The organism is Delftia sp. DT-2 (assembly GCF_028401915.1).
GTDB classification, from domain to species: domain Bacteria; phylum Pseudomonadota; class Gammaproteobacteria; order Burkholderiales; family Burkholderiaceae_C; genus Comamonas; species Comamonas tsuruhatensis.
Window position 1 is genome coordinate 278,158 of sequence record NZ_JAQOTI010000003.1, and the last position, 19,403, is coordinate 297,560.

General features: G+C 64.4%; 22 protein-coding genes and 1 pseudogene. 12 read left to right on the forward strand and 11 right to left on the reverse strand.

The features are described 5' to 3' along the window. Positions 1-11: 11 nt before the first annotated feature. The 4 genes from PO605_RS06185 to cadR form a co-directional block, all read right to left on the reverse strand. Entirely contained in the window at positions 12-1,325 is a 1,314-nt protein-coding gene (locus PO605_RS06185) for a TolC family protein (protein WP_016451578.1), read from the reverse strand. A gap of 134 nt (positions 1,326-1,459) precedes the next feature. Continuing rightward, positions 1,460-1,933: a hypothetical protein gene (locus PO605_RS06190; RefSeq protein ID WP_012202408.1), complete on the reverse strand. Its 474-nt coding sequence runs from the start codon at positions 1,931-1,933 to the stop codon at positions 1,460-1,462. Further along, a complete protein-coding gene (locus PO605_RS06195; protein ID WP_012202409.1) occupies positions 1,930-2,451 on the reverse strand; it encodes a MerR family transcriptional regulator in 522 nt (173 codons plus the stop codon). Before PO605_RS06195 ends, PO605_RS06190 begins: the two co-directional genes overlap by 4 nt. 163 nt (positions 2,452-2,614) lie before the next feature. Further along, positions 2,615-3,055, reverse strand: a complete 441-nt coding sequence (gene cadR, locus PO605_RS06200; protein ID WP_012202410.1) for a Cd(II)/Pb(II)-responsive transcriptional regulator — start codon at positions 3,053-3,055, stop codon at positions 2,615-2,617. Positions 3,056-3,287: 232 nt separating this feature from the next. On the opposite strand from cadR, the gene PO605_RS06205 reads away from it, so the two are divergent. The 4 genes from PO605_RS06205 (at position 3,288) to PO605_RS06220 (ending at position 9,729) form a co-directional block, all read left to right on the forward strand. Next, positions 3,288-6,161, forward strand: a complete 2,874-nt coding sequence (locus tag PO605_RS06205) for a heavy metal translocating P-type ATPase (RefSeq protein ID WP_174484806.1) — start codon at positions 3,288-3,290, stop codon at positions 6,159-6,161. Beyond that, positions 6,151-6,657, forward strand: a complete 507-nt coding sequence (lspA, locus tag PO605_RS06210) for a signal peptidase II (protein ID WP_016451581.1) — start codon at positions 6,151-6,153, stop codon at positions 6,655-6,657. The genes PO605_RS06205 and lspA overlap by 11 nt, the downstream gene beginning before the upstream one ends. Before the next feature lie 87 nt (positions 6,658-6,744). Next, the gene (locus tag PO605_RS06215; RefSeq protein ID WP_012202413.1) at positions 6,745-7,548 is read left to right on the forward strand and encodes an undecaprenyl-diphosphate phosphatase; all 804 of its coding nucleotides are present in this window, start codon (positions 6,745-6,747) and stop codon (positions 7,546-7,548) included. Positions 7,549-7,779: 231 nt separating this feature from the next. Beyond that, complete coding sequence (locus PO605_RS06220; protein ID WP_012202414.1) at positions 7,780-9,729, forward strand: cytochrome c/FTR1 family iron permease; 1,950 nt, start codon at positions 7,780-7,782, stop codon at positions 9,727-9,729. A gap of 63 nt (positions 9,730-9,792) precedes the next feature. Here PO605_RS06220 and merA read toward each other — a convergent pair whose 3' ends face one another. Genes merA through merT form a run of 3 tightly spaced genes read right to left on the reverse strand, consistent with a single transcriptional unit; the run spans position 9,793 to position 12,134 of the window. Further along, a complete protein-coding gene (merA, locus tag PO605_RS06225) occupies positions 9,793-11,481 on the reverse strand; it encodes a mercury(II) reductase (RefSeq protein WP_047219395.1) in 1,689 nt (562 codons plus the stop codon). Between the two features lie 11 nt (positions 11,482-11,492). After that, positions 11,493-11,771, reverse strand: a complete 279-nt coding sequence (gene merP, locus PO605_RS06230) for a mercury resistance system periplasmic binding protein MerP (RefSeq protein WP_012202416.1) — start codon at positions 11,769-11,771, stop codon at positions 11,493-11,495. 12 nt (positions 11,772-11,783) lie between these two features. Continuing rightward, the gene (gene merT / locus PO605_RS06235; protein WP_046239654.1) at positions 11,784-12,134 is read right to left on the reverse strand and encodes a mercuric ion transporter MerT; all 351 of its coding nucleotides are present in this window, start codon (positions 12,132-12,134) and stop codon (positions 11,784-11,786) included. 71 nt (positions 12,135-12,205) lie between these two features. Here merT and merR point away from each other — a divergent pair, with 71 nt between their 5' ends. The 8 genes from merR (at position 12,206) to PO605_RS06275 (ending at position 16,886) form a co-directional block, all read left to right on the forward strand. After that, on the forward strand, positions 12,206-12,613 hold the full coding sequence (merR, locus tag PO605_RS06240) for an Hg(II)-responsive transcriptional regulator (protein WP_012202418.1): 408 nt from the start codon (positions 12,206-12,208) through the stop codon (positions 12,611-12,613). Between the two features lie 175 nt (positions 12,614-12,788). Beyond that, positions 12,789-13,118, forward strand: a complete 330-nt coding sequence (locus PO605_RS06245; RefSeq protein WP_016451582.1) for an ArsR/SmtB family transcription factor — start codon at positions 12,789-12,791, stop codon at positions 13,116-13,118. Between the two features lie 12 nt (positions 13,119-13,130). Beyond that, positions 13,131-13,601, forward strand: coding sequence for an ArsI/CadI family heavy metal resistance metalloenzyme (locus PO605_RS06250; RefSeq protein ID WP_012202420.1), 471 nt, complete (start codon positions 13,131-13,133; stop codon positions 13,599-13,601). 12 nt (positions 13,602-13,613) lie between these two features. Then, entirely contained in the window at positions 13,614-14,111 is a 498-nt protein-coding gene (locus tag PO605_RS06255; protein ID WP_012202421.1) for an arsenate reductase ArsC, read from the forward strand. Between the two features lie 10 nt (positions 14,112-14,121). After that, positions 14,122-15,207, forward strand: a complete 1,086-nt coding sequence (arsB, locus tag PO605_RS06260) for an ACR3 family arsenite efflux transporter (RefSeq protein ID WP_012202422.1) — start codon at positions 14,122-14,124, stop codon at positions 15,205-15,207. A gap of 14 nt (positions 15,208-15,221) precedes the next feature. Further along, complete coding sequence (gene arsC, locus PO605_RS06265; protein ID WP_012202423.1) at positions 15,222-15,644, forward strand: arsenate reductase (glutaredoxin); 423 nt, start codon at positions 15,222-15,224, stop codon at positions 15,642-15,644. Continuing rightward, positions 15,637-16,359: an arsenical resistance protein ArsH gene (gene arsH / locus PO605_RS06270; protein ID WP_012202424.1), complete on the forward strand. Its 723-nt coding sequence runs from the start codon at positions 15,637-15,639 to the stop codon at positions 16,357-16,359. Before arsC ends, arsH begins: the two co-directional genes overlap by 8 nt. A gap of 95 nt (positions 16,360-16,454) precedes the next feature. After that, positions 16,455-16,886 carry a hypothetical protein gene (locus tag PO605_RS06275; protein WP_012202425.1) on the forward strand — a complete coding sequence of 144 codons (432 nt, stop codon included), beginning with the start codon at positions 16,455-16,457 and terminating at the stop codon, positions 16,884-16,886. An 83-nt stretch (positions 16,887-16,969) separates the two neighbouring features. Here PO605_RS06275 and PO605_RS06280 read toward each other — a convergent pair. From PO605_RS06280 to PO605_RS06295, 4 genes and pseudogenes are all read right to left on the reverse strand, one after another. Further along, positions 16,970-17,116 (reverse strand): annotated as a pseudogene (locus PO605_RS06280) (addiction module antidote protein); the annotation flags it as partial. Further along, entirely contained in the window at positions 17,116-17,640 is a 525-nt protein-coding gene (locus PO605_RS06285; RefSeq protein WP_012202427.1) for a helix-turn-helix transcriptional regulator, read from the reverse strand. The pseudogene PO605_RS06280 and the gene PO605_RS06285, both read right to left, overlap by 1 nt. 4 nt (positions 17,641-17,644) lie before the next feature. Then, positions 17,645-17,923 carry a hypothetical protein gene (locus PO605_RS06290; RefSeq protein ID WP_012202428.1) on the reverse strand — a complete coding sequence of 93 codons (279 nt, stop codon included), beginning with the start codon at positions 17,921-17,923 and terminating at the stop codon, positions 17,645-17,647. A gap of 175 nt (positions 17,924-18,098) precedes the next feature. Beyond that, positions 18,099-19,298 carry a tyrosine-type recombinase/integrase gene (locus PO605_RS06295; protein ID WP_016451583.1) on the reverse strand — a complete coding sequence of 400 codons (1,200 nt, stop codon included), beginning with the start codon at positions 19,296-19,298 and terminating at the stop codon, positions 18,099-18,101. Positions 19,299-19,403: the final 105 nt, after the last annotated feature.

Below are 19,403 nucleotides of genomic sequence, written 5' to 3' on the forward strand. Positions count from 1 at the left end.
CTCGGTTGTGCTCAGGGGCGGGGTGCGGCCGTGTCGTGACCAGCCGGCACCAGGTAGTTCAGTTGTGCCCACAGGCGCGCCGCGCCCATTTCCAGGCGCAAGCGTTCGACGCGCGTGTCAATCTCGGCGCGGCGTGCCTCTAGCACCGCGGTCAAGGTGCCCGCGTTGCCGCGGTAGGCGGCGATCGAGGCGCGCGTGCGCTCGGTGGCCAGTGGCAGCAGCGAGCTGTCGTAGCGCGCCAGGCGCTCTCGGTCGCTGCGCCATTCCTGCAGCATCGCCAGTGCCTCGGCCACATGGGCGCGCGTGGCTTCCTCGCGCTCGGCGCGCTTTTGCTCGACACTGGCGAGCTTGGCGGCCAGCTCGCGGTCCTGGCGGTTTTTCTGGTCCCACTGCAGCGGGATCGAAACATTGAGCGAGACCATGTTCGAGTAGGCCGGGCCGCGCTGGCTGTACATCAGCTCGACGCTCACATCGGTCTTCTTGTTGGCTTGCGCGATGTCGGCTTCGGCCTGCGCGACCTCTTCCTGCTTTTGCATCACGGCGATTTCAGGGTGGTGGGCCAACTGGGCTTCCAAATCCTGCGGGCTCAGGCGAACCGTATCCAATGCCGGAACCGAGCCCAGGGGATCGCTTGCGACGGAGCCAATCCAGCGCGCCAGTTGCGTGCGGGCCGTGGCGACCTGGCGCTCGGCCTGCTCGATGCGGTCGTCGATCTGGGCGACCGCCGAACGGGCGGCGAACACATCGGCTTGCGTGCCGCGCCCGCCCCGGTAGGCGGCATCAGCGGCGTCGATCTGCAGGCGCGCTTCGTCGCGCTGGGTCACCAGCATGTCGCGCACACGCTCCTGGAAGAGACGGTCCAGCCAGGCCAAGGCGGTGTCGCGCTGCAGGTTGGCGAGCGCCAGGCTGCGCCCGGCCTCGGCGACTTCGGCCTCGCGCTCGTAGCGCCCGGCACGGGCCTTGAGTTTGTCTTCGCGTGTGAACTCCTGCATCACGCCGATGGAGCGCATGGTCATGAAGTCGCGCGTCGGGCTGAACCGATCCGCGCCGTTGACGGGCAGGTTGTTGATGCCGAGCTTGAGGGTGGGGTCTGGCCGCTGTCCGGCGGCGACCGCCATGTCCCGTGCGGCCGATGCCGTCGCATCCTGGGCCACGAGCGCGCGAGAACGGGTTTGTGCCAGGCGCAGCGCCTGATCCAGCGTCAGGCCGTCGGCGGCATGGGCTGCACCGGCGCCCATGGCGAATGCCGCAACGATGCCGGCAGCAAGCCTGCGCCATGGCACAGCGCCGCCCGGCGTGCGGAAAGAAAAAGAGTCGATGAACATGGGATCTCCAGTTGACGAATGCCATCAGGTCGAATGGAGCTTGGCGGGGGCGAGCGGAAACTCGCGGACACGCGCAAGCGCGACCGATCGGTCTGGTTCAGCCGGCTCAGGCCGGCCGCACCAGCGTCAGGAGATCAAATGCGAAAACAGCAGTGCAGGATGGCGTGCGGCGGAGACGCCGCGACGCGCCGGAATATCACGTCGGCCGAAGGCCAGCCATGCCCGAGAGGCTCGGGTTGCACCGGAAGGGTGTAGAGGGTCGTCAGCAGCGCCGCGGGTACGGTCGGGGCCGACGCATGGTCGGCGCTTTGCTGGCCGAAACGGCAGTGCTCTACGCACAAGTTGGCGGCGTTGTCGTCGATTTGGTCGCAGCTCGCCATGGCGGCCATGTCTGACGTTGCGACCATGTCGGGCGACACGGCCATCGCAGCACCGGCCTCATCACCGGGCATCGCCGCGGCCGACGCATTCAGGGCCATCGTCGGAAGCGACTGCGGCATGCCCGACAGTGCGGGGCAGGCGTAGGCAGCGATGGCCAACTGGCCGAAGACCAGCACACCGAGCATCAGCCGGCAGACGAATCGCCTGAACATGCGCGTCATCGTCATGCGGCCACCCCATCAGTGCGGTGATAGGCTTCAGCGCCCGGCCGCACGGATCTGCGTCGGCCGGCAACGCTTGCCTGCGCAACGAGGCTCGGATCGGCGATGGCCGGATCTAAGTCCTGCTCCCCGGTCAGCGCGGCGATGATCGAACAGGCCGAACCTTCTGGCGCTTTGGCGCAGCAATCGGCCAGATTTTCCAGCGCCGAGGCCATCGACTGCAGGTCGGCCACGCGCTCCCGGATCTCCGCGATGCGTTCGCGGGTGATTTCCCGCACGCGCAGCCGATCACGCTTGGTACTCAAGGACATCAGTTCGGCGATGTCCTCCAGCGAGTACCCCAATGCCTGAGCCCGCTTGATGAAGCGCAGACGACGGACATCGTCCTCCGAATACTGCCGGAAGCCGCCGTCCACGCGATCCGGCGCAGCCAGCAATCCACCGCGCTGGTAATAGCGCACCGCCTCCACGCCAACGCCTGCCGCGTCGGCGAGTTTGCGTATGGTGAATGCATGGGTCGGCATGGGGAAAAGAATGGCTCAGGCGATCGAACGACGAAAAGACTCTATGTCTGTTGTTTGGTACGTAGTTTAGGCGGTCTTGCCGGCGCATGTCAACACAGCCTTCGCCTGCTGCCAGTGCTTGCGCACAGGCGTCTTGCCCTGCGCCATCGATAGATCTGTTTGACTACGCTTCCCGCTGCGCTGCAGAGACCAGCTCGCCAAGGATGCCGCACTCTTTCGCTTGATGTCCTGCGGAGCAGCGGGCGCGCAGCGTCGTCAGTTGCCTTTCCAGTGCTTTCAAGCTGGTCAGGCGGGCACGCACCCTCGCAATCTGCTCGTCGACCAGCCGGTTGATGTCCGCGCAATCCTCATCCGGACGGGATGTGAAGTTCAGGAGCCGCCTGACATCGGCCAGAGGAATGTCCAAGGCCCGGCAGTGGCGGACAAAGGACAGTCCATCGATGTGTTCCGTCCCGTATACCCGGTATCCATTGGTCTGCCGAGCTGGCGGCGGCAACACCCCCGTCCTCTCGTAGAACCGGATCGTGTCGGTGTCCACGCCGGTGGCGTGGCTCAACTCGCCAATTTTCATCGCAGAACACTCACATGTTGTCAGGACATGCATCGTAGCCGCTTGACCTTGGAGCTACTCCAAGGTGTGAAATAGCCCTTGTAAATGAAAGCACAAGGGGAACGGCACCTGTCGCAACGCTGTCGGCGTCTGCGCTTTGGCTCTCCTGCGCGGAGACTGGCAAAGCTGGCCCGTCTCACCACCTGACTCTTGAAGAAGAACGGATCGATCCATGAAAGCAGACACCGAAACCTCCTGCACCACGGCGTGCTGTTCAGCGAGCGCCATGAGCGCAGCGGCGACCGTTGAGCCACTCGTGACCCACTTCGGGATAGCCAACATGGATTGCCCCAGCGAGGAGGCTCAGATTCGCAAGCGCTTGGCGCAGGTCGATGGCGTCCGGGATATGGCTTTCGACTTGACCCGTCGCCGCCTTGAGGTCACACACGAACCAGCTGGACAGAACGCCATCCTGCGCGCGCTGCACGACATCGGCATGCGGGCGGTCGTGGAACCCGCGCCGCAGCAGGTCATCTACTTCATCAAGGAGATGGACTGTCCCAGCGAAGAGCGCCAGTTGCGCTCGATGCTGGAGCCACTGGCGGGCGTGCAGGCGGTGGACTTCGATCTGAAGGCCCACACGCTGACGGTGACCCATTCGCTGACCGATACAGCCCCGATTGCCAGGACCATCGAAGGCCTGGGAATGAAGCCGGTGGAAAAGACGGCGGGCAGCATGCCAATCGCTGTCGAAGCCCTCATCCCCAGCACGGCGGCGTCGCAAACCCCGGCACCGGCGACAGGGAACGGTACACGCTTCCTTATTCCGAACATGGATTGCCCTACCGAAGAGGCAACGATCCGCAAGCGCCTTGGTGCGGTCGATGGCATCGAACGGCTGGATTTCGACCTGATGGGGCGACGGCTCGATGTCCAGCACCGTCTGCCCGACCCCGCGCCGATCCTCAAGGCCCTGAACGATGTAGGCATGAAGGCCAGCATTGAGCACGCTGACGACACCGGGCCGCAGGGCCAGGCCGTGTACCTGATCGAAAAAATGGACTGCCCGACCGAGGAGGGCCTGCTGCGCAAGGCGCTCGAAGGCATGCCTGGGGTGAAGGCCCTGGATTTCAACCTGATGGGCCGCACGCTGACCGTGAGCCACGAGCTTGTCGATCTGGCTCCGGTGACCAGCGCGATCGAGCGGCTCGGCATGGCTCCAGTGCTCCAAAGCGCCTCCGACCCGGCGCCATCCGCTCCCCGTGAGTTCGGCACCGGCATCTCGCGCGGGCAATGGATTCGGATGGCGGTCTCCGGCGTGCTGGCGCTCGGCGCGGAGGCCATGGTCTTCGCGGGTGCTCCCGAGGCCTCCTGGCCCATCATTCTTGCTTGCCTCGCGGCCATCGGCCTGGGTGGGGTCGAGACCCTCAAGAAGGGCTGGATCGCGCTGAAGACGCGTTCGCTGAACATGAACCTGTTGATGACGGTCGCCGTCATCGGCGCGGCGCTGATCGGCCAGTGGCCCGAGGCGGCGGTGGTCATCTGGCTCTTCGGCATCGCCGAGATGATCGAGGCCTTGAGCCTGGATCGGGCCCGCAATGCCATCCGCAAGCTGATGGACCTGGCGCCAGAGAACGCATTGGTGCGCCAGCCCGACGGTCAATGGCGCGAGGTCAAGGCGGATACCGTGCCACTCGGAAGTGTTGTGCGGGTGCGTCCGGGCGAACGCATCGCACTGGATGGCGAAGTCGTCGCGGGACAGTCGTCGGTGAACCAGGCGCCGATCACCGGCGAAAGCATGCCGGTGGAGAAGACCGCCGGTGCCACGGTCTTCGCCGGCACCATCAACGAGCGCGGCACGCTGGAGTTCCGCGTTACCTCGCGCAAGGGCGAAACCACCCTCGACCGCATTGCACGATCGGTCCAGGAAGCGCAGGGACAACGCGCGCCCACGCAACGCTTCGTGGACAAGTTCGCCGGCATCTATACACCCGCGGTGTTTGCGCTTGCCCTTGCCGTGGCGGTCATTCCTCCGCTCGCTTTCGGGCAGCCCTGGTTCGAATGGGTCTACAAGGCGCTGGTGATGCTGGTCATTGCCTGCCCCTGCGCATTGGTGATCTCCACGCCGGTTACCGTGGTCAGCGGCCTGGCAGCTGCCGCACGCCGAGGCATCCTGGTCAAGGGCGGTCTTTACCTCGAACAAGGGCGGCACCTGAAATCGGTGGCCCTGGACAAGACCGGGACCCTGACCCATGGGCGCCCCGCACTGACCGATGTCATATCGCTGCGCGGCCTGCCGAAGGAAGAAGTTCTGCGCATTGCAGCGAGCATCGATGCTCTGTCGGAGCATCCTGTGGCCACCGCCATCGTGGCGGGCTACAACCAACCGCATGCCCAGGTGGACAAGTTCGAGGCGATCCCTGGACGCGGCGTCAAAGGCAACGTCGATGGAGATGTCTATTACGTCGGCAACCACCGGCTGATCAAAGAGCTGGGACTTTCAACACTTGAGGTCGAGACTCAGCTCGATGCGTTGGAGTACCAGGCCAAGACCGTTGTGCTCCTCGCCACGGACCAGCAAGTACTCGCCCTGCTGGCCGTGGCCGACACAGTGCGCGACACCAGCCGGCAAGCGATCGCCGAACTCAAGTCGCTGGGAATCGAACCAGTCATGTTGACTGGCGATAACGCGAAAACCGCGCAAGCCGTGGCTGCCCAGGTCGGCATCACCAGCGCCAAGGGCGAGTTGCTGCCGCAGGACAAGCTGCAGGCAATCGAAGAACTGCTCTCACGCGGGCCAGTCGGCATGGTGGGCGACGGCGTCAACGACGCACCGGCATTGGCCAAGTCGAGCATAGGCTTCGCAATGGGCGCAGCTGGCACCGACACGGCAATCGAAACGGCCGACGTCGCATTGATGCAGGACAACCTGCGCAAGCTTCCAGAGTTCATCCGGCTGTCACAGCGCGTAGCCGGCATCCTGACGGCCAACATCGTCTTTGCGCTTGGAACAAAGGCGGTGTTCATGGCCTTGGCCTTTACTGGACATGCAAGTCTGTGGCTGGCGATTCTGGCCGACATGGGTGCCAGTCTGGCGGTCGTTTTCAATGGGATGCGCTTGCTGCGGTCGTCTGAGGACATCAAGCCACATGGCCATTGATAGGGCTGTCTTGCGGATGTACCTGTTGGCCGTGACGGTGCTTGCCGCCGACGTAGCGACCAAGGCGGCCATCGTCGCGTGGATTCCCTTGTATGGCTCCCATGAAATCACGCCATGGTTCAACATCGGGCATTGGCTGAATCCAGGCGCGGCCTTCAGCTTCTTGGCGCAGGCGGGTGGGTGGCAACGCGGCTTTTTTATTGTTATTGGCGTCGCTGCTTCTGCCTTTCTCACCTGGCTCATTGCCCGCGAGAAGACTGCAACACCTGAGGCCGTGGGCTATGCAGCAATTCTCGGCGGCGCGCTCGGCAATGTTCTTGATCGAGTGCGGCATGGGGCCGTGGTGGACTGGCTCGATTTTCATTGGGGCGATTGGCACTGGCCTGCGTTCAATGCAGCCGACGTTGGCATCACCCTGGGAGCGGGGCTTCTGCTGATCGCCGCGTTTCGCGGCCGCGGCCGAAACGGCGCAGATTCCCATTCGCCAGCACGATGATCCAGATTTTCATTGACACATGCGGAGCCGTGAGCACGGCTTCGGAGAAACCGATGTCCCACTCGGCGCTACCACTGCCGCCTGCAAATGCACGCTGAACTCGTTCTCAAGACGCTAATGATGGGCGTCGTCGAAGGCATCACGGAATTCTTGCCAGTCTCCTCGACGGGGCATTTGATCCTAGCGGGCAATGCGCTCTCATTCCTTGCGAAAGAGAAGCGCGACGTCTTTGAAGTGTTCATCCAGTTCGGCGCGATGCTCGCGGTCATCTGGGAATATAGGGCTCGTCTGGCAAGCGTTGTTGTCTCAGCGCATGCCGACCAAGGATCCCGCCGGTTTTTAGTGAACCTTGCCATTGCATTTATGCCCGCGGCAGTGCTCGGACTGCTGATTGGATCTCATGTGCAGAGGCTGCTTTTCAGTCCGGGGCCGGTGGCCGTCGCACTCGTTGTCGGTGGCATCGCGATCCTGTGGGCTGAGCGACGCCCCGTGCAAGTGAAGGCTGAGCGTGCCGAACAGATCAGCCGAATCGACGCACTGAAGATTGGTTTCGTGCAGTGCCTTGCGCTCTGGCCGGGTACTTCGCGCTCAGGCGCGACGATTATCGGCGGGCTATGGTTCGGGGCTTCGCGGCAGGCTGCGACGGAGTTTTCGTTTTTCCTCGGCATTCCAATCTTGGGGGCCGCCTCGGTATACAACCTCTTCAAGCACTGGGGCGCATTGTCGAGCGACGACATCGGCGTTTTTGCAATGGGTTTCATTGCTTCTTTCGCATTTGCGCTGCTTGCGATACGCCTTCTGATGCGTTATTTGACCGGACATGGATTTGGAGTTTTTGCGTGGTATCGCATTGCACTGGGAACGCTAATCTTGGTAGCGGTCGCCACGTAACCTTTCACTGGCGATGACGACGACCCATGTGGACGCTGTTGAAGGCCTTCTGCACAACAGGCCGTGGCGCAGGGCCATACGTGCAGCGAAAGGTGCGCGGCGTAGTTAGCCCCATCATTTTTCGCCGGCAACAGGCAAATCTTCGTTTTAGAACCTTCGCTCGCACTGCATCGTGCAACGCCCAGTGGTCCGAGTCATCGATAAAATGAGAATCAATAACATTTATACATCATGAAAATGCTTTCTCTTTGCGCCAGGCGATTCCTGGCAATAGCCGCGTTGTTCGCACTCTGGTCGGCTTCTCCCGCCTGGGCTGCCGCCCCTGCCGCCAGCGACCAGGCCAAGCAGACCTGGCAATTGCTGGACTACCTCGCGGTTGACTACGGCGGCGCGGTGAGCAACGGCCAGATTCAAAGTGCCAGCGAGTACGAGGAGATGAAGGAGTTCGCGGCAACCGCCGCACAGCAGCTTGCCGCACTGCCGAGCACTGCGGCGCTGCCCGAGTTGCAGCGGCAGGCCAAAGCGCTCGGAGACCTCATCGCCGCAAAGGCGGACGCCAAGGCCGTGGCCGACAGCGCCCATTCGCTGGCCGCAGCGCTGGTCAAAGCCTATCCGTTTCCGCTCTCGCCGACCCAGCCGCCGGATCTCGCACGCGCCAAGGTGCTGTTTGAAGCCAACTGCGCGGCATGCCACGGGGCAACCGGTGCAGGCGACGGCCCGCTCGGCGCCAAGCTCGAACCGCCGCCGATCGCCTTCACCGATCGTGATCGTGCCCGTTCGCGCAGCGTGCTCGCGCTGTACCAGGTCATTTCTCAAGGCGTGACCAGCACGTCGATGCCCAGCTTCGCCACGCTCTCCGACGAGGATCGGTGGGCATTGGCATTTTTCGCCGGCACACTGTCGCATGACGATGCCATGCGCGCACGCGGCGAACAGTCCTGGGGGCGAGACGCCAGCGCCAAGGCTGTCTTTCCCGACCTGGCTGCTGCCGCCACCTTGACCGAAGCCGCCTTGTCCGAGCGGATGCCCCCGGACGCAGCCCGCGACCTCACCGCCTATGTTCGCCGCCACCCGGAAGTCACCGCTGCCGCGAGCGGCTCGGGCGGACTGGCCTTGGCCCGCACACGCCTTCAGGAGAGCCTTGCCGCGGCGCGCGCGGGCGACCGGGCCAGCGCAACGCGCCTGGGCCTGTCGGCCTACCTGGATGGATTTGAGCCTCTGGAGCCGGCATTGCGCGCACGCAACCAGACACTTCTCACGGAAGTCGAAAACGCCATGCTGGCCTATCGCGGCGCGCTCGCCGGCGGGAAACTGGAACAAGCCGATGCCACGGCGCAGAAGCTGGACTATCTCTTTGCCCAGGTGGACGCCGAACTCGGCGCGGACAAGGCAGACCCGCTGACCACGTTCATCGCCTCCCTCACCATCCTGCTGCGCGAAGGGGTTGAAGCGCTGTTGATCGTCGTGGGCATGCTGGCCTTCCTGAAGAAGGCAGAACGGCGCGATGTGCTGGGCTATGTGCATGGCGGCTGGATGGCCGCACTGGCTTGCGGTGGCCTGACCTGGGCGGTGGCCACCTACTTCGTGAGCATCAGCGGCGCAAGCCGTGAGGTGACCGAGGGGGTTTCATCCCTGTTTGCGGCCGTTGTGCTGCTGAGCGTCGGGCTCTGGATGCACCAGAAAAGCACGGCGGGCAAGTGGCAGGCCTACCTGAAGGAAAAACTCTCCGCAGCCATGACGCGGCGTTCGGCATGGGCATTGTTCGCCTTGTCGTTCATTGCGGTCTACCGCGAAGTTTTCGAGACGGTGCTTTTCTATTCGGCCCTGGCCGGCGACGGCAACAATGGAGCCCTGCTCGGTGGATTGGTGGGCGGAGTGGCCGTTCTGGCCGTCCTCGCATGGTTCATGCTGCGCACCAGCGCCCGCATGCCGATCGGCAAATTCTTCAGTCTCAGCTCGATCCTGGTAGCGGTGCTCGCGGTCGTGCTCGCCGGCAAGGGGGTTGCCGGCCTCCAGGAGGCCGGCCGGTTGAGCGCCAGCCCGATCCATTGGCCGCGCATCGAAGTGCTTGGCATCTATCCGTCAGCGGAAACCGCCATTGCGCAAGCCGTGGTGCTTGCCGTTGCTCTGGCAGGCTTTGCCATGAACGCCGTGAAGGCGCGAAATCCCCGGCCCGCGTGAAACAAGCCGGCGTCACTGCCGAGCGTGACTCCTGGAAAAAATCGCGCTCAGCAAGAGATGACGCTATCCGGCACAGCAGGACAGCTGCTTCACGTCCTTGCTGAAGGTCTGCGCCGCGAGCTTCAGGCCCTCGACCATCGTCAGGTAGGGGAATAGCTGATCGGCCAGCTCCTGCACGGTCATCCGGTTGCGGATCGCCAGCGCCGCCGTCTGGATCAGTTCGCCCGCTTCCTGCGCGACCGCCTGCACGCCGATCAGCCGTCCGGTGCCGGCCTCGGCAACCAGCTTGATGAAGCCGCGCGTGTCGAAGTTGGCCAGCGCCCTCGGCACGTTGTCGAGCGTGAGCGTGCGGCTGTCGGTCTCGACGCCGTCGTGGCGCGCTTGCGCCTCGCTGTAGCCCACCGTCGCCACCTGCGGATCGGTGAACACCACGGCCGGCATCGCCGTCAGGTCCAGCGTCGCGTCGCCGCCGGTCATGTTGATGGCGGCGCGCGTGCCGGCCGCCGCCGCGACGTAGACGAATTGCGGCTGGTCGGTGCAGTCGCCGGCCGCGTAGATGTGCGGCGCGCTGGTACGCATGGTGTGGCTGACGAGGATGGCCCCCTGGGGATTGACCTCGATGCCCGCCGCTTCGAGGTTCAGCGTGCGGGTGTTCGGCGCGCGCCCCGTGGCAATGAGCAGCTTGTCGGCGCGCAGCTCGCCGCGATCCGTCGTCAAGATGAACTCTTCCTCTGCATGGGCGACTCGACTGGCCTGGACATGCTCCAGCACCTCGATGCCCTCGGCACGGAACGCGGCCGTGACGGCTTCGGCGACGGCGGGGTCTTCGCGAAAGAGCAGTGTGCTGCGCGCGAGGATCGTGACCTGGCTGCCCAGCCGGGCAAAGGCTTGCGCCAATTCGACTGCCACCACCGACGAACCGATCACGGCCAGCCGCGAGGGAATGGCATCGCTCGCCAGCGCCTCGGTGGAGGTCCAGTAGGGAGTGCCCTTCAAGCCAGGAATCGGCGGGAGCGCGGGGCTCGCACCAGTGGCGATGAGACAGCGGTCGAAGGCCACCGTGCGCTCACCGCCTTCCGCCAGTTGCACGGTCAGGCAGTTTTCATTCATGAAACGGGCCTCGCCATGCAGCACGGTGATAGCCGGGGTGCTCTGCAGGATGCCTTCGTACTTGGCATGGCGCAGCGCATCGACGCGGCCTTGTTGCTGGGCCAGCAGCCGCTCGCGCAGAATGGACGGCGGCGTGGGCGGCAGGCCGGCATCGAACGGGCTTTCCCGGCGCAGATGCGCAATGTGCGCGGCGCGGATCATGATTTTGGACGGCACGCAGCCGACATTGACGCAGGTGCCGCCGATGGTGCTCCGCTCGATTAGCGTCACGCGCGCGCCTCGCTCGACCGCCTTGAGTGCCGCCGCCATCGCCGCGCCGCCACTGCCGATCACGGCCACATGCAGCGCCCGCTCGCCACCACCGTGACTCGGTTCGCTGCCCAGCCAGCCCAGCGCCTTGCCCAACAAGCCCGCAGCCTTGTTCGGCGTGTCGGACACCCGTGCGCGGTAACCGAGCGCGGCCATCGCCGCGACCAGCGGACCATGGTTCATGTCCGCATCCGCCTCGACCTCGGCCCGTCGCCGCGGATAGGACACCGAGGCCGAGCGCACCCCGGGCACCTTCTCCAGCGCCTCTCTGACGTGCTCGGCGCACGACGCGCAGGTCATGCCGTCGATGTGCAAGGCGATCGCTTCGGCCATGGCGGGCAACCTCACTGCTTGACGGTGGCGGGGTAGCCCGCGTTTGCGGTGGCCTTGGCCAAGGCCCCGGCGTTGGTCTTGGCATCGTCGAAGGTCACGACGGCTTCCCGCTTTTCATAGCTGACCTCGGTCTTCTGGACCCCGGCCACCTTGAACAGGGCCATCTTGACCGTGATCGGACACGACGCGCAGGTCATATCGGGCACCGACAGTGTGACGGTCTTGGTGGCGGCCCACGCCGGAGCGCCCAGGGTAACGGCCAGGGCAATAGCGGTGGCAAGTTTCTTCACGGTGGATTCCTCTCAATAGAACAACGGCAGGACGTACGGAAAAGCGAGGGCAATCAAGACCAGCGCGACCACGATCCAGAAAATGATCTTGTAGGCCGTCCGCACGCGGGGCACGGCGCAGACCTCATCCGGCTTGCAGGCGTGAACCGGCCGGAAGATGCTGCGCCAGGCGAAAAACAGCGCCATCAGGGCCGCGCCGATGAAAATCGGCCGGTAGGGTTCCAACACGGCCAGGTTGGCGATCCAGGCGCCCGAGAAACCGAGCAAGACCAAGATGAGGGGGCCGAGGCAACAGGCCAACGCAAGAATGGCGGCGAGGCCGCCAGCGGCCAGGGCGCCACGCCCGCTCTTGGGTTCCGACATATGGTTTTCCTTCCGGGACTTCGCTTGATGCTGTAAGGTTACTTCCGTAGTCAACTACGGAGTCAAGCGTCATGGAAAGCGCCTCGGACAATCTGACCATCGGCGCCTTTGCCAAGGCGGCCACAGTCAATGTGGAGACGATCCGGTTCTATCAGCTCAAGGGCTTGTTGCCCCAGCCGGAGCGGGCCTACGGCCGCATCCGCCGCTACGGGCCGGCAGATGTGGCGCGGGTGAAGTTCGTGAAGTCAGCCCAGCGCCTGGGGTTCAGCCTGGATGAAATCGGCCAGCTTCTGAAACTTGAGGACGGCACCCATTGCAATGAGGCGGCGGAGCTGGCCTCGCTGCGGCTGGCCGATGTGCGCGCCCGCCTGGTGGACCTCACACGGATTGAGGCGGCATTGTCGAAATTGGTGGGTGAATGCGACGCGCACCATGGCAATGTGTCCTGCCCGCTGATCGCGGCATTGCACTGCTGTTGAGCGGAGAAGTTCGGCCGTTCACCTCGCGGCGAAGGGGCGGACAGGCAAGCGCGGCGCGCGAACCAGATTTAAGGTATTGAGCCGGAGGCGCGATGGGATCAAGACCGGATGGCCACAATTCGGCGCGATAGTGCCCTTTTGCACATTAATTCAATAAATGTTGTATTATCGAAATATGAAAGAGACCCAAGCCGTTTCCGCCCTCGGCGCCCTGGCCCACACCCAGCGCCTGCGGGTTTTCCGCGCCCTGGTGGTCGCCGGCCCCGAAGGGCTGACACCCAGCGCCCTCGCCGACCAGCTCGACGTGGCCCGCAATTCCCTGTCCTTCCACCTGAAGGAGCTGGCCCATGCCGGCCTGGTCACCATCGAGCAGCAGGGCCGCAACCTGATCTACCGCGCCGACTTCACCCAGATGAACGGACTGCTCGGCTACCTGACCGAGCACTGCTGCCAAGGCAGCACATGCGAGGTCAGTGATTCCTCCTCTGCCTGTACTTCCTGCTGAAAGGATCTCCCCATGAAGCGCTTTCACGTTCACCTGCACGTCGATGACCTGAACCGCAGCATCGGCTTCTATTCCCAACTGTTCGCCGCGCAGCCCGCGCGTGTCGAGGGCGACTACGCCAAGTGGATGCTCGAAGACCCGCCGGTCAACTTCGCTATCTCCACACGGGGCAACAAACCAGGCATCGACCATCTGGGCATCCAGACCGACGATGCGGAGGAATTGGCCGTGCTGAAGGCACGCGCCGAGGCGGCCGACATGGCGCTGCTCGACGAAGGCACCACCACCTGCTGCTACGCGCGCAGCGAGAAGCACTGGATCACCGATCCGCAGGGCGTGGCCTGGGAACACTTTCATACGCTGGGCAGCATCCCGGTCTTCAACGAAGCGGCGCCTGCAACGGGTTCTGCCGCAGCCTGCTGCGCCCCGGCGCGCGGCAAGCCGGTGGGCGTTGCGGTGAAGCCGGCTTCGTCCTGCTGCTGATGTGAGACATCCATGACCACCAACAAGACCTACAACGCCCTGTTCATCTGCACGGGTAACTCGGCCCGCTCCATCCTGGCCGAAGGCATCCTCAATGAATTGGGCCAGGGGCGCTTTCGCGCCTACTCGGCGGGCAGCCACCCCAAGGGCGAAGTCCACCCGCTGGCGCTTGCCACGCTGGAACGGCTGCATATGCCGATCGTCGGCTACCGCAGCAAGAACTGGGACGAGTTCGCGGCGCCCGGTGCACCGGAGCTGGATTTCATCTTCACGGTGTGCGACAACGCCGCCGGCGAGGTCTGCCCCGTATGGCCTGGGCGCCCGATGTCAGCGCATTGGGGTGTGCCTGATCCTGCAGCCGTTGAAGGCACCGACGAGCAGAAGCGCAAGGCGTTCACGGATGCGGCGCTGACCTTGCGCCGGCGCATTGAGCTGTTCCTGTCGCTGCCATTGCAGCGGCTCGATGCCATGTCGCTGCAGCACGAGCTGCGCAGCATTGGTACGAAGTGAGGTCTGCGCGATGAGTGTTGGAACCCAAACGGCCGGCCGCGTGCCGGCCACCTCCACCATGAGCGTCTTCGAGCGCTACCTGAGCGTGTGGGTGCTGCTGTGCATCGTCGCCGGCATCGCGCTGGGCCAGTTCGCACCCAACGTATTTCAGGCCATTGGCCGCATGGAGATCGCCCAGGTTAATCTGCCGGTCGGTCTGCTGATCTGGATCATGATCGTGCCGATGCTGCTGAAGGTGGACTTCGGTGCGCTGGGCCAGGTCAAGCAGCACTGGCGCGGCATCGGCGTGACGCTGTTCGTCAACTGGGCGGTCAAACCGTTCTCGATGGCGCTGCTGGCCTGGATCTTCGTCCGCCAGGTCTTCGCTCAGTGGCTGCCGGCCGACCAGCTCGACAGCTACGTTGCCGGCCTCATCCTGCTGGCCGCCGCGCCCTGCACGGCGATGGTGTTCGTCTGGAGCCGGCTGACCGGGGGCGATCCGGTATTCACGCTGTCGCAGGTGGCGCTGAACGACACCATCATGGTGTTTGCCTTCGCGCCCATTGTCGGCCTGCTGCTGGGCCTGTCGTCCATCACGGTGCCGTGGGCCACGCTGCTGGTATCGGTCGGCCTGTACATCGTGATTCCGGTCATCCTGGCCCAGCTCTGGCGCCGTGCTCTGCTGAACAAGGGCCAAGCCGCCTTCGACCGGGCGCTGGAGCGCATCGGCCCGCTGTCGATCGCGGCGCTGCTGCTCACGCTGGTGCTGCTGTTCGCCTTCCAGGGCGAGGCCATCATCCGCCAGCCGCTGGTCATCGCCATGCTGGCGGTGCCGATCCTGATTCAGGTGTTCTTCAACTCCGGCCTGGCCTATTGGCTCAGCCGCAAGGCCGGCGAGCAGCACAGCATCGCTTGCCCCTCGGCGTTGATCGGCGCCTCCAACTTCTTCGAGCTGGCTGTAGCGGCCGCCATCAGCCTGTTCGGCTTCCAGTCCGGCGCGGCGCTGGCCACCGTGGTCGGCGTGCTGATCGAGGTGCCGGTGATGCTGCTGGTCGTTCGGATCGTCAACCAAAGCAAGGGCTGGTATGAGTGCGGCCCGAACCCTGCCCGCAGATAAGCAAGGCATTTCCCATGAGCAGTATCACGATATATCACAACCCCGTCTGCGGCACGTCGCGCAACGTGCTGGCCCTGATCCGCAACAGCGGCGAGGAACCCACGGTCATCGAATACCTGAAGACACCGCCCGACCGCGAAACCCTGCAACGCCTGATCACGGACATGGGCGTGCCGGTGCGCGCGGTATTGCGCGAGAAGGGCACGCCCTACGCGGAACTCGGCCTCGATGACCCGAAGTGGAGCGATGCGCAGTTGATCGACTGCATGCTCCAGCATCCCATTCTGATCAACCGCCCTATCGTGGTGACGCCGCTGGGCACGCGGCTGTGCCGGCCTTCGGAGGCCGTGCTGGACATCCTGCCGCAATCACAGCGCGGCGCGTTCAACAAGGAAGACGGCGAAGCGGTCGTGGACGCGGAAGGCCGCCGTGTCTGAATCCAGAATCGACCTACCCAATATCGACACCGCGCTATTCCAACTGCCCGATACCCAACGGCTGCTGACACCCGAGCGCGCCACGCACGCGCCGCGCTTCCTATTGCTCTATGGCTCGCTACGCGAGCGCTCGTTCAGTCGCTTGGCCGCTGAGGAAGCGGCTCGCATCCTGCGCGCGCTCGGCGGTGAGACGCGCATGTTCAATCCCTCGGGCCTGCCACTGGTGGACGATGCACCCGCCGACCATCCCAAGGTCAAGGAACTGCACGAGCTGGCCCAGTGGGCCGAAGGCATGGTGTGGAGTTCGCCCGAGCGCCATGGGGCCATGACGGGGTTGATGAAGACGCAGATCGACTGGATTCCGCTGTCGGCCGGCGCAGTGCGCCCGACGCAGGGCAAGACGCTGGCGGTGATGCAGGTCTCGGGCGGCTCGCAGTCCTTCAACGCCGTCAACCAGATGCGCGTGCTGGGCCGCTGGATGCGGATGCTGACCATCCCCAACCAGTCCTCGGTCGCCAAGGCGTACCAGGAGTTCGACGAGGCCGGGCGCATGAAGCCCTCGGCCTACTATGACCGCATCGCGGACGTGATGGAGGAGCTGATGAAGTTCACCCTGCTCACGCGCGATGCGGCGCCGTACCTCGTGGACCGCTACAGCGAGCGCAAGGAAAGTGCGGAAGCACTGAGCCGGCGCGTCCAGCAGACGGCTATCTGAACACTCCCCCTAAAAAACAAGCACTTCACTCACCAATCCGTCGTGACGCTAATCTGATGCGCCATCGCAGCGACAGAAACGGATCGGAGAACAGAATGGGAATTTCCAGCAGCAAGGTCTACAAGCAGGCCGATGAGGCCGCTGCGTTTGCGCATATCAGGGAGCTCGCAGAAAAGGAACCCGTCGATGACGAGACGGCTTCGGAATTGTGGCTTGAGGCAGAAGCCATCGTGGACACCTACATCGAGGCCGCTGAGTCGCGGTCCATAGAGGACTTGCCCTCCAGGCAGGAACTGGGCGAGTCCTGCTTTTGGCTGTTGTTCCAGACGAAAGTTTTGCGGGAGGACGAGCATTACCGGCTGATCGTCGAACTGCTGTCGCCACAGCTCGGGCTGTCCCTGTTCGATTTGCTGCCCCGCGTCCGAAAGCTCCGCGAAGCGGCCCTTGACGCACTGGAGGCCATGGTCAAGAAGCCATCAATGGATCGTCCGACAGCGCCGCAAGCGTGCGAGGACGACCTTTTCTGATGGGAAGCTGGTGGCACCTCCGAGCCGAAATTCTCGTATCAGCGATACGAGAATTCATCGGCTGCGGAAGATCGAGCGTCAGCACCGAACGTCCGCGCCATCTGGCGCAGCACAGTCGGCAGTTCGGCCTGGTCGCCGTCCTCCAGAACACCGTTGATGACTTCGAGCGCGAGCGCCGGGTCGCTGCGGTACAGCTCGGCCATCGCTTCGTCATGGGGTCTGCTTTTCATCAGCCCACCAGCGCTTCCAGTTCCTCGAACGCCAGGCGCGGCAAGCGCCGGCCTTCCTTGGCCACGTTGACCTGCAGGGCGGCCCGCGCCACGTCCAGCACCTCCCGCGCCAGGGCATAACCGCCCTTGGCCTGCATCCAGCCCAGCACATCCGCCAGATGCCAGATCGACGCGCTGCCCTCATGCACCGGCGCCGGGAAGCTACCCGGATGGGCCAGCATCAGCTTGCGCATATTCTGCCGCGACACGCCCACGATGTCGGCCACATCGGTCAGCCCAACCAGATCAGGCGCCACTTCGATCAGCCGGGCCGAGGGTGCGGCACGGCGCACATCGGCCAGCGCGCTGCGCACTGCCTCATCTGCATCCACCGCCTCGCGGGTAAATTCCAGCGCCAGCCGCCCCGGCTGCCCGATGCCGACCAGGGCATCGTCGCAGCCGGCTTCACCCAGGCGCTCGACCAGTGTCTGCGAATCGCGGTCGTCATCGGTGAGCTGGTATTTGAGGGTAAAGGTGTATTCCATCGCGCTATTCCTGGGTGCCATCGTCATCCGCCTCGCGCTGCTGGCGGTCCATGGTGCAGTTGTCCACGGCGCGCCGTAAGGCGCGGGCATGGTTGCCGGGGTTCTTCGGCGTGCTCCATACACTGGTAATGCAGAACTCGCCGCAACGGCATTCCTCATCGTTGTACGGGCAGTACATCCGCCCCCAGGCATGGCTACCGCCGACTTCGACACGCCAGCCTTGCCCTTCGGCGTGTCGCAGCGCATCCTCGACCTCTTTCTTCGGGTGAGAGGAACGGGCCATCAGCGACCTCCAGTATGGGGATGATGCGCAAGGTTGTCAAGTGACAACCTTGCTGCAAGGCTTGGTGACCCACGCTCGAATTGTCGCGACAGCGTCGCGACAATTCGGCGGGCCTGATTTCCGACACGAAAGGCTGGCAACGCCGCGCCTGCCGCAGCCGACGGCATCTTGCCGTTCATGCGGACGCCTGCTCGGTGCGTTGCGCCCCGGTGATCGTCTTGCGCCGGTTCGCCACCAGCTCGGCGGCCTGCCGCACCGGATCGTCCTCCGTGTGGACGTACCGCATGAACATCGCCACGGTCTTGTGCGCCGTCAGCGCCATGCCCACCTTCACCGGAATCCCCGAGTTGGCGATGTCAGTGGCCGAACGGTGGCGGATGCCATGCGTGCCCACGTGCGTAGCGCCCGCCGCCTTCAGGATGCGGCACCAGGCACCGTAATACTCGCCCTCGGTGAGATGCTTGGCCGGGTCGTTCGGCGACGGCAGCACGTAGGGGCAGCCGTCCCGGCGCGGCGCGGTGGACAGCAGCCGGTAGGCTTCCTCGCTCAAGGGCTTGGACATGCCACCTGTCTTGCTATCGGGCCAGACCACGCGGCGGTTGTCCAGATCCACCCATGCCCATTCCAGCGAGATGATCTCGGAGCGCCGCCCGGCAAACTCGAATTGCAGGCGGATCGCCAGCGGGATGACGTAGTTCTCCAGCCCTTCGGCCTCGATACCGTCAAGGTGCCGGAACAGCTTGCCCATGTCCTCGTCGCTGATGAGGTGGGTGGCCTTGCCGTCGGGGTACACCGGGACGTGGCGGCATGGGTTGGTGCCGTCCGGCCGATAACCCCAGACCTCGGCCAGGTTGAACATCTTGCGCATGACGCTGAAAGCGCGGTTCGCCTCGGCGGGCTTGTGCGCCATCTTCTTCATCGCCCCGGCCACGTCCGGGCGCTTCACGTCCTGAACCTTGATGCGGCCCAGGAAGGGGACGATGCAGCGGTCGATGACGCCCTGGTAGCCCCGGCGGGTGCTGGGCTTGTTGCGTTGCTTGGAGTGATCCTCCATGAACTTCACGCACAGTTCCGTGACCGTGGGCGCCTTGCGCGCCGCCGCCTTGTCGGCGGCCGGGTCGCCGCCCCGGCGTACCTGGGCCAGCCATTCCTGGGCCAGCGAGCGGGCCTGCTCGACGGTCAGTTCGCCATACAGGCCCAAAGCGGGTTTGCGGCGCTCGCCGGCGTTCGTGCGGTACTGGAGCATGAACACCTTGCGGCCCGCTGGTGTAATCTTGCACAGGAAGCCGGGCACCAGCGTGTCCCGCAGTTCGACGGCCTGCGCCTGGGGTTGTGCCGCATCCACTGCGGACTTGGTGAGCTTGATTTTTGCCACGATGACTCCTCGGAAAGACCCGGTTTCCAGGGGCCACATGGGAGCCACGAGGCAGGAAGCCGGATCAGGTTTCAGAAAGCACCGGCATATGATGAACGCGCCTAA

What these genes read in the sequence shown, in the direction of transcription:
- PO605_RS06250 (WP_012202420.1), top strand. Translation starts at nt 13,131, where the DNA reads ATGAAGCGCTTTCACGTTCACCTGCACGTCGATGACCTGAACCGCAGC.
- PO605_RS06285 (WP_012202427.1), bottom strand. Translation starts at nt 17,640, where the DNA reads ATGGAATACACCTTTACCCTCAAATACCAGCTCACCGATGACGACCGC.
- PO605_RS06185 (WP_016451578.1), bottom strand. Translation starts at nt 1,325, where the DNA reads ATGTTCATCGACTCTTTTTCTTTCCGCACGCCGGGCGGCGCTGTGCCA.
- merT (WP_046239654.1), bottom strand. Translation starts at nt 12,134, where the DNA reads ATGTCGGAACCCAAGAGCGGGCGTGGCGCCCTGGCCGCTGGCGGCCTC.
- PO605_RS06195 (WP_012202409.1), bottom strand. Translation starts at nt 2,451, where the DNA reads ATGCCGACCCATGCATTCACCATACGCAAACTCGCCGACGCGGCAGGC.
- lspA (WP_016451581.1), top strand. Translation starts at nt 6,151, where the DNA reads ATGGCCATTGATAGGGCTGTCTTGCGGATGTACCTGTTGGCCGTGACG.
- arsC (WP_012202423.1), top strand. Translation starts at nt 15,222, where the DNA reads ATGAGCAGTATCACGATATATCACAACCCCGTCTGCGGCACGTCGCGC.
- PO605_RS06290 (WP_012202428.1), bottom strand. Translation starts at nt 17,923, where the DNA reads ATGGCCCGTTCCTCTCACCCGAAGAAAGAGGTCGAGGATGCGCTGCGA.
- PO605_RS06255 (WP_012202421.1), top strand. Translation starts at nt 13,614, where the DNA reads ATGACCACCAACAAGACCTACAACGCCCTGTTCATCTGCACGGGTAAC.
- PO605_RS06205 (WP_174484806.1), top strand. Translation starts at nt 3,288, where the DNA reads ATGAGCGCAGCGGCGACCGTTGAGCCACTCGTGACCCACTTCGGGATA.
- merR (WP_012202418.1), top strand. Translation starts at nt 12,206, where the DNA reads ATGGAAAGCGCCTCGGACAATCTGACCATCGGCGCCTTTGCCAAGGCG.
- PO605_RS06215 (WP_012202413.1), top strand. Translation starts at nt 6,745, where the DNA reads ATGCACGCTGAACTCGTTCTCAAGACGCTAATGATGGGCGTCGTCGAA.
- arsB (WP_012202422.1), top strand. Translation starts at nt 14,122, where the DNA reads ATGAGTGTTGGAACCCAAACGGCCGGCCGCGTGCCGGCCACCTCCACC.
- merA (WP_047219395.1), bottom strand. Translation starts at nt 11,481, where the DNA reads ATGGCCGAAGCGATCGCCTTGCACATCGACGGCATGACCTGCGCGTCG.
- PO605_RS06275 (WP_012202425.1), top strand. Translation starts at nt 16,455, where the DNA reads ATGGGAATTTCCAGCAGCAAGGTCTACAAGCAGGCCGATGAGGCCGCT.
- PO605_RS06220 (WP_012202414.1), top strand. Translation starts at nt 7,780, where the DNA reads ATGAAAATGCTTTCTCTTTGCGCCAGGCGATTCCTGGCAATAGCCGCG.
- PO605_RS06245 (WP_016451582.1), top strand. Translation starts at nt 12,789, where the DNA reads ATGAAAGAGACCCAAGCCGTTTCCGCCCTCGGCGCCCTGGCCCACACC.
- cadR (WP_012202410.1), bottom strand. Translation starts at nt 3,055, where the DNA reads ATGCATGTCCTGACAACATGTGAGTGTTCTGCGATGAAAATTGGCGAG.
- PO605_RS06190 (WP_012202408.1), bottom strand. Translation starts at nt 1,933, where the DNA reads ATGACGATGACGCGCATGTTCAGGCGATTCGTCTGCCGGCTGATGCTC.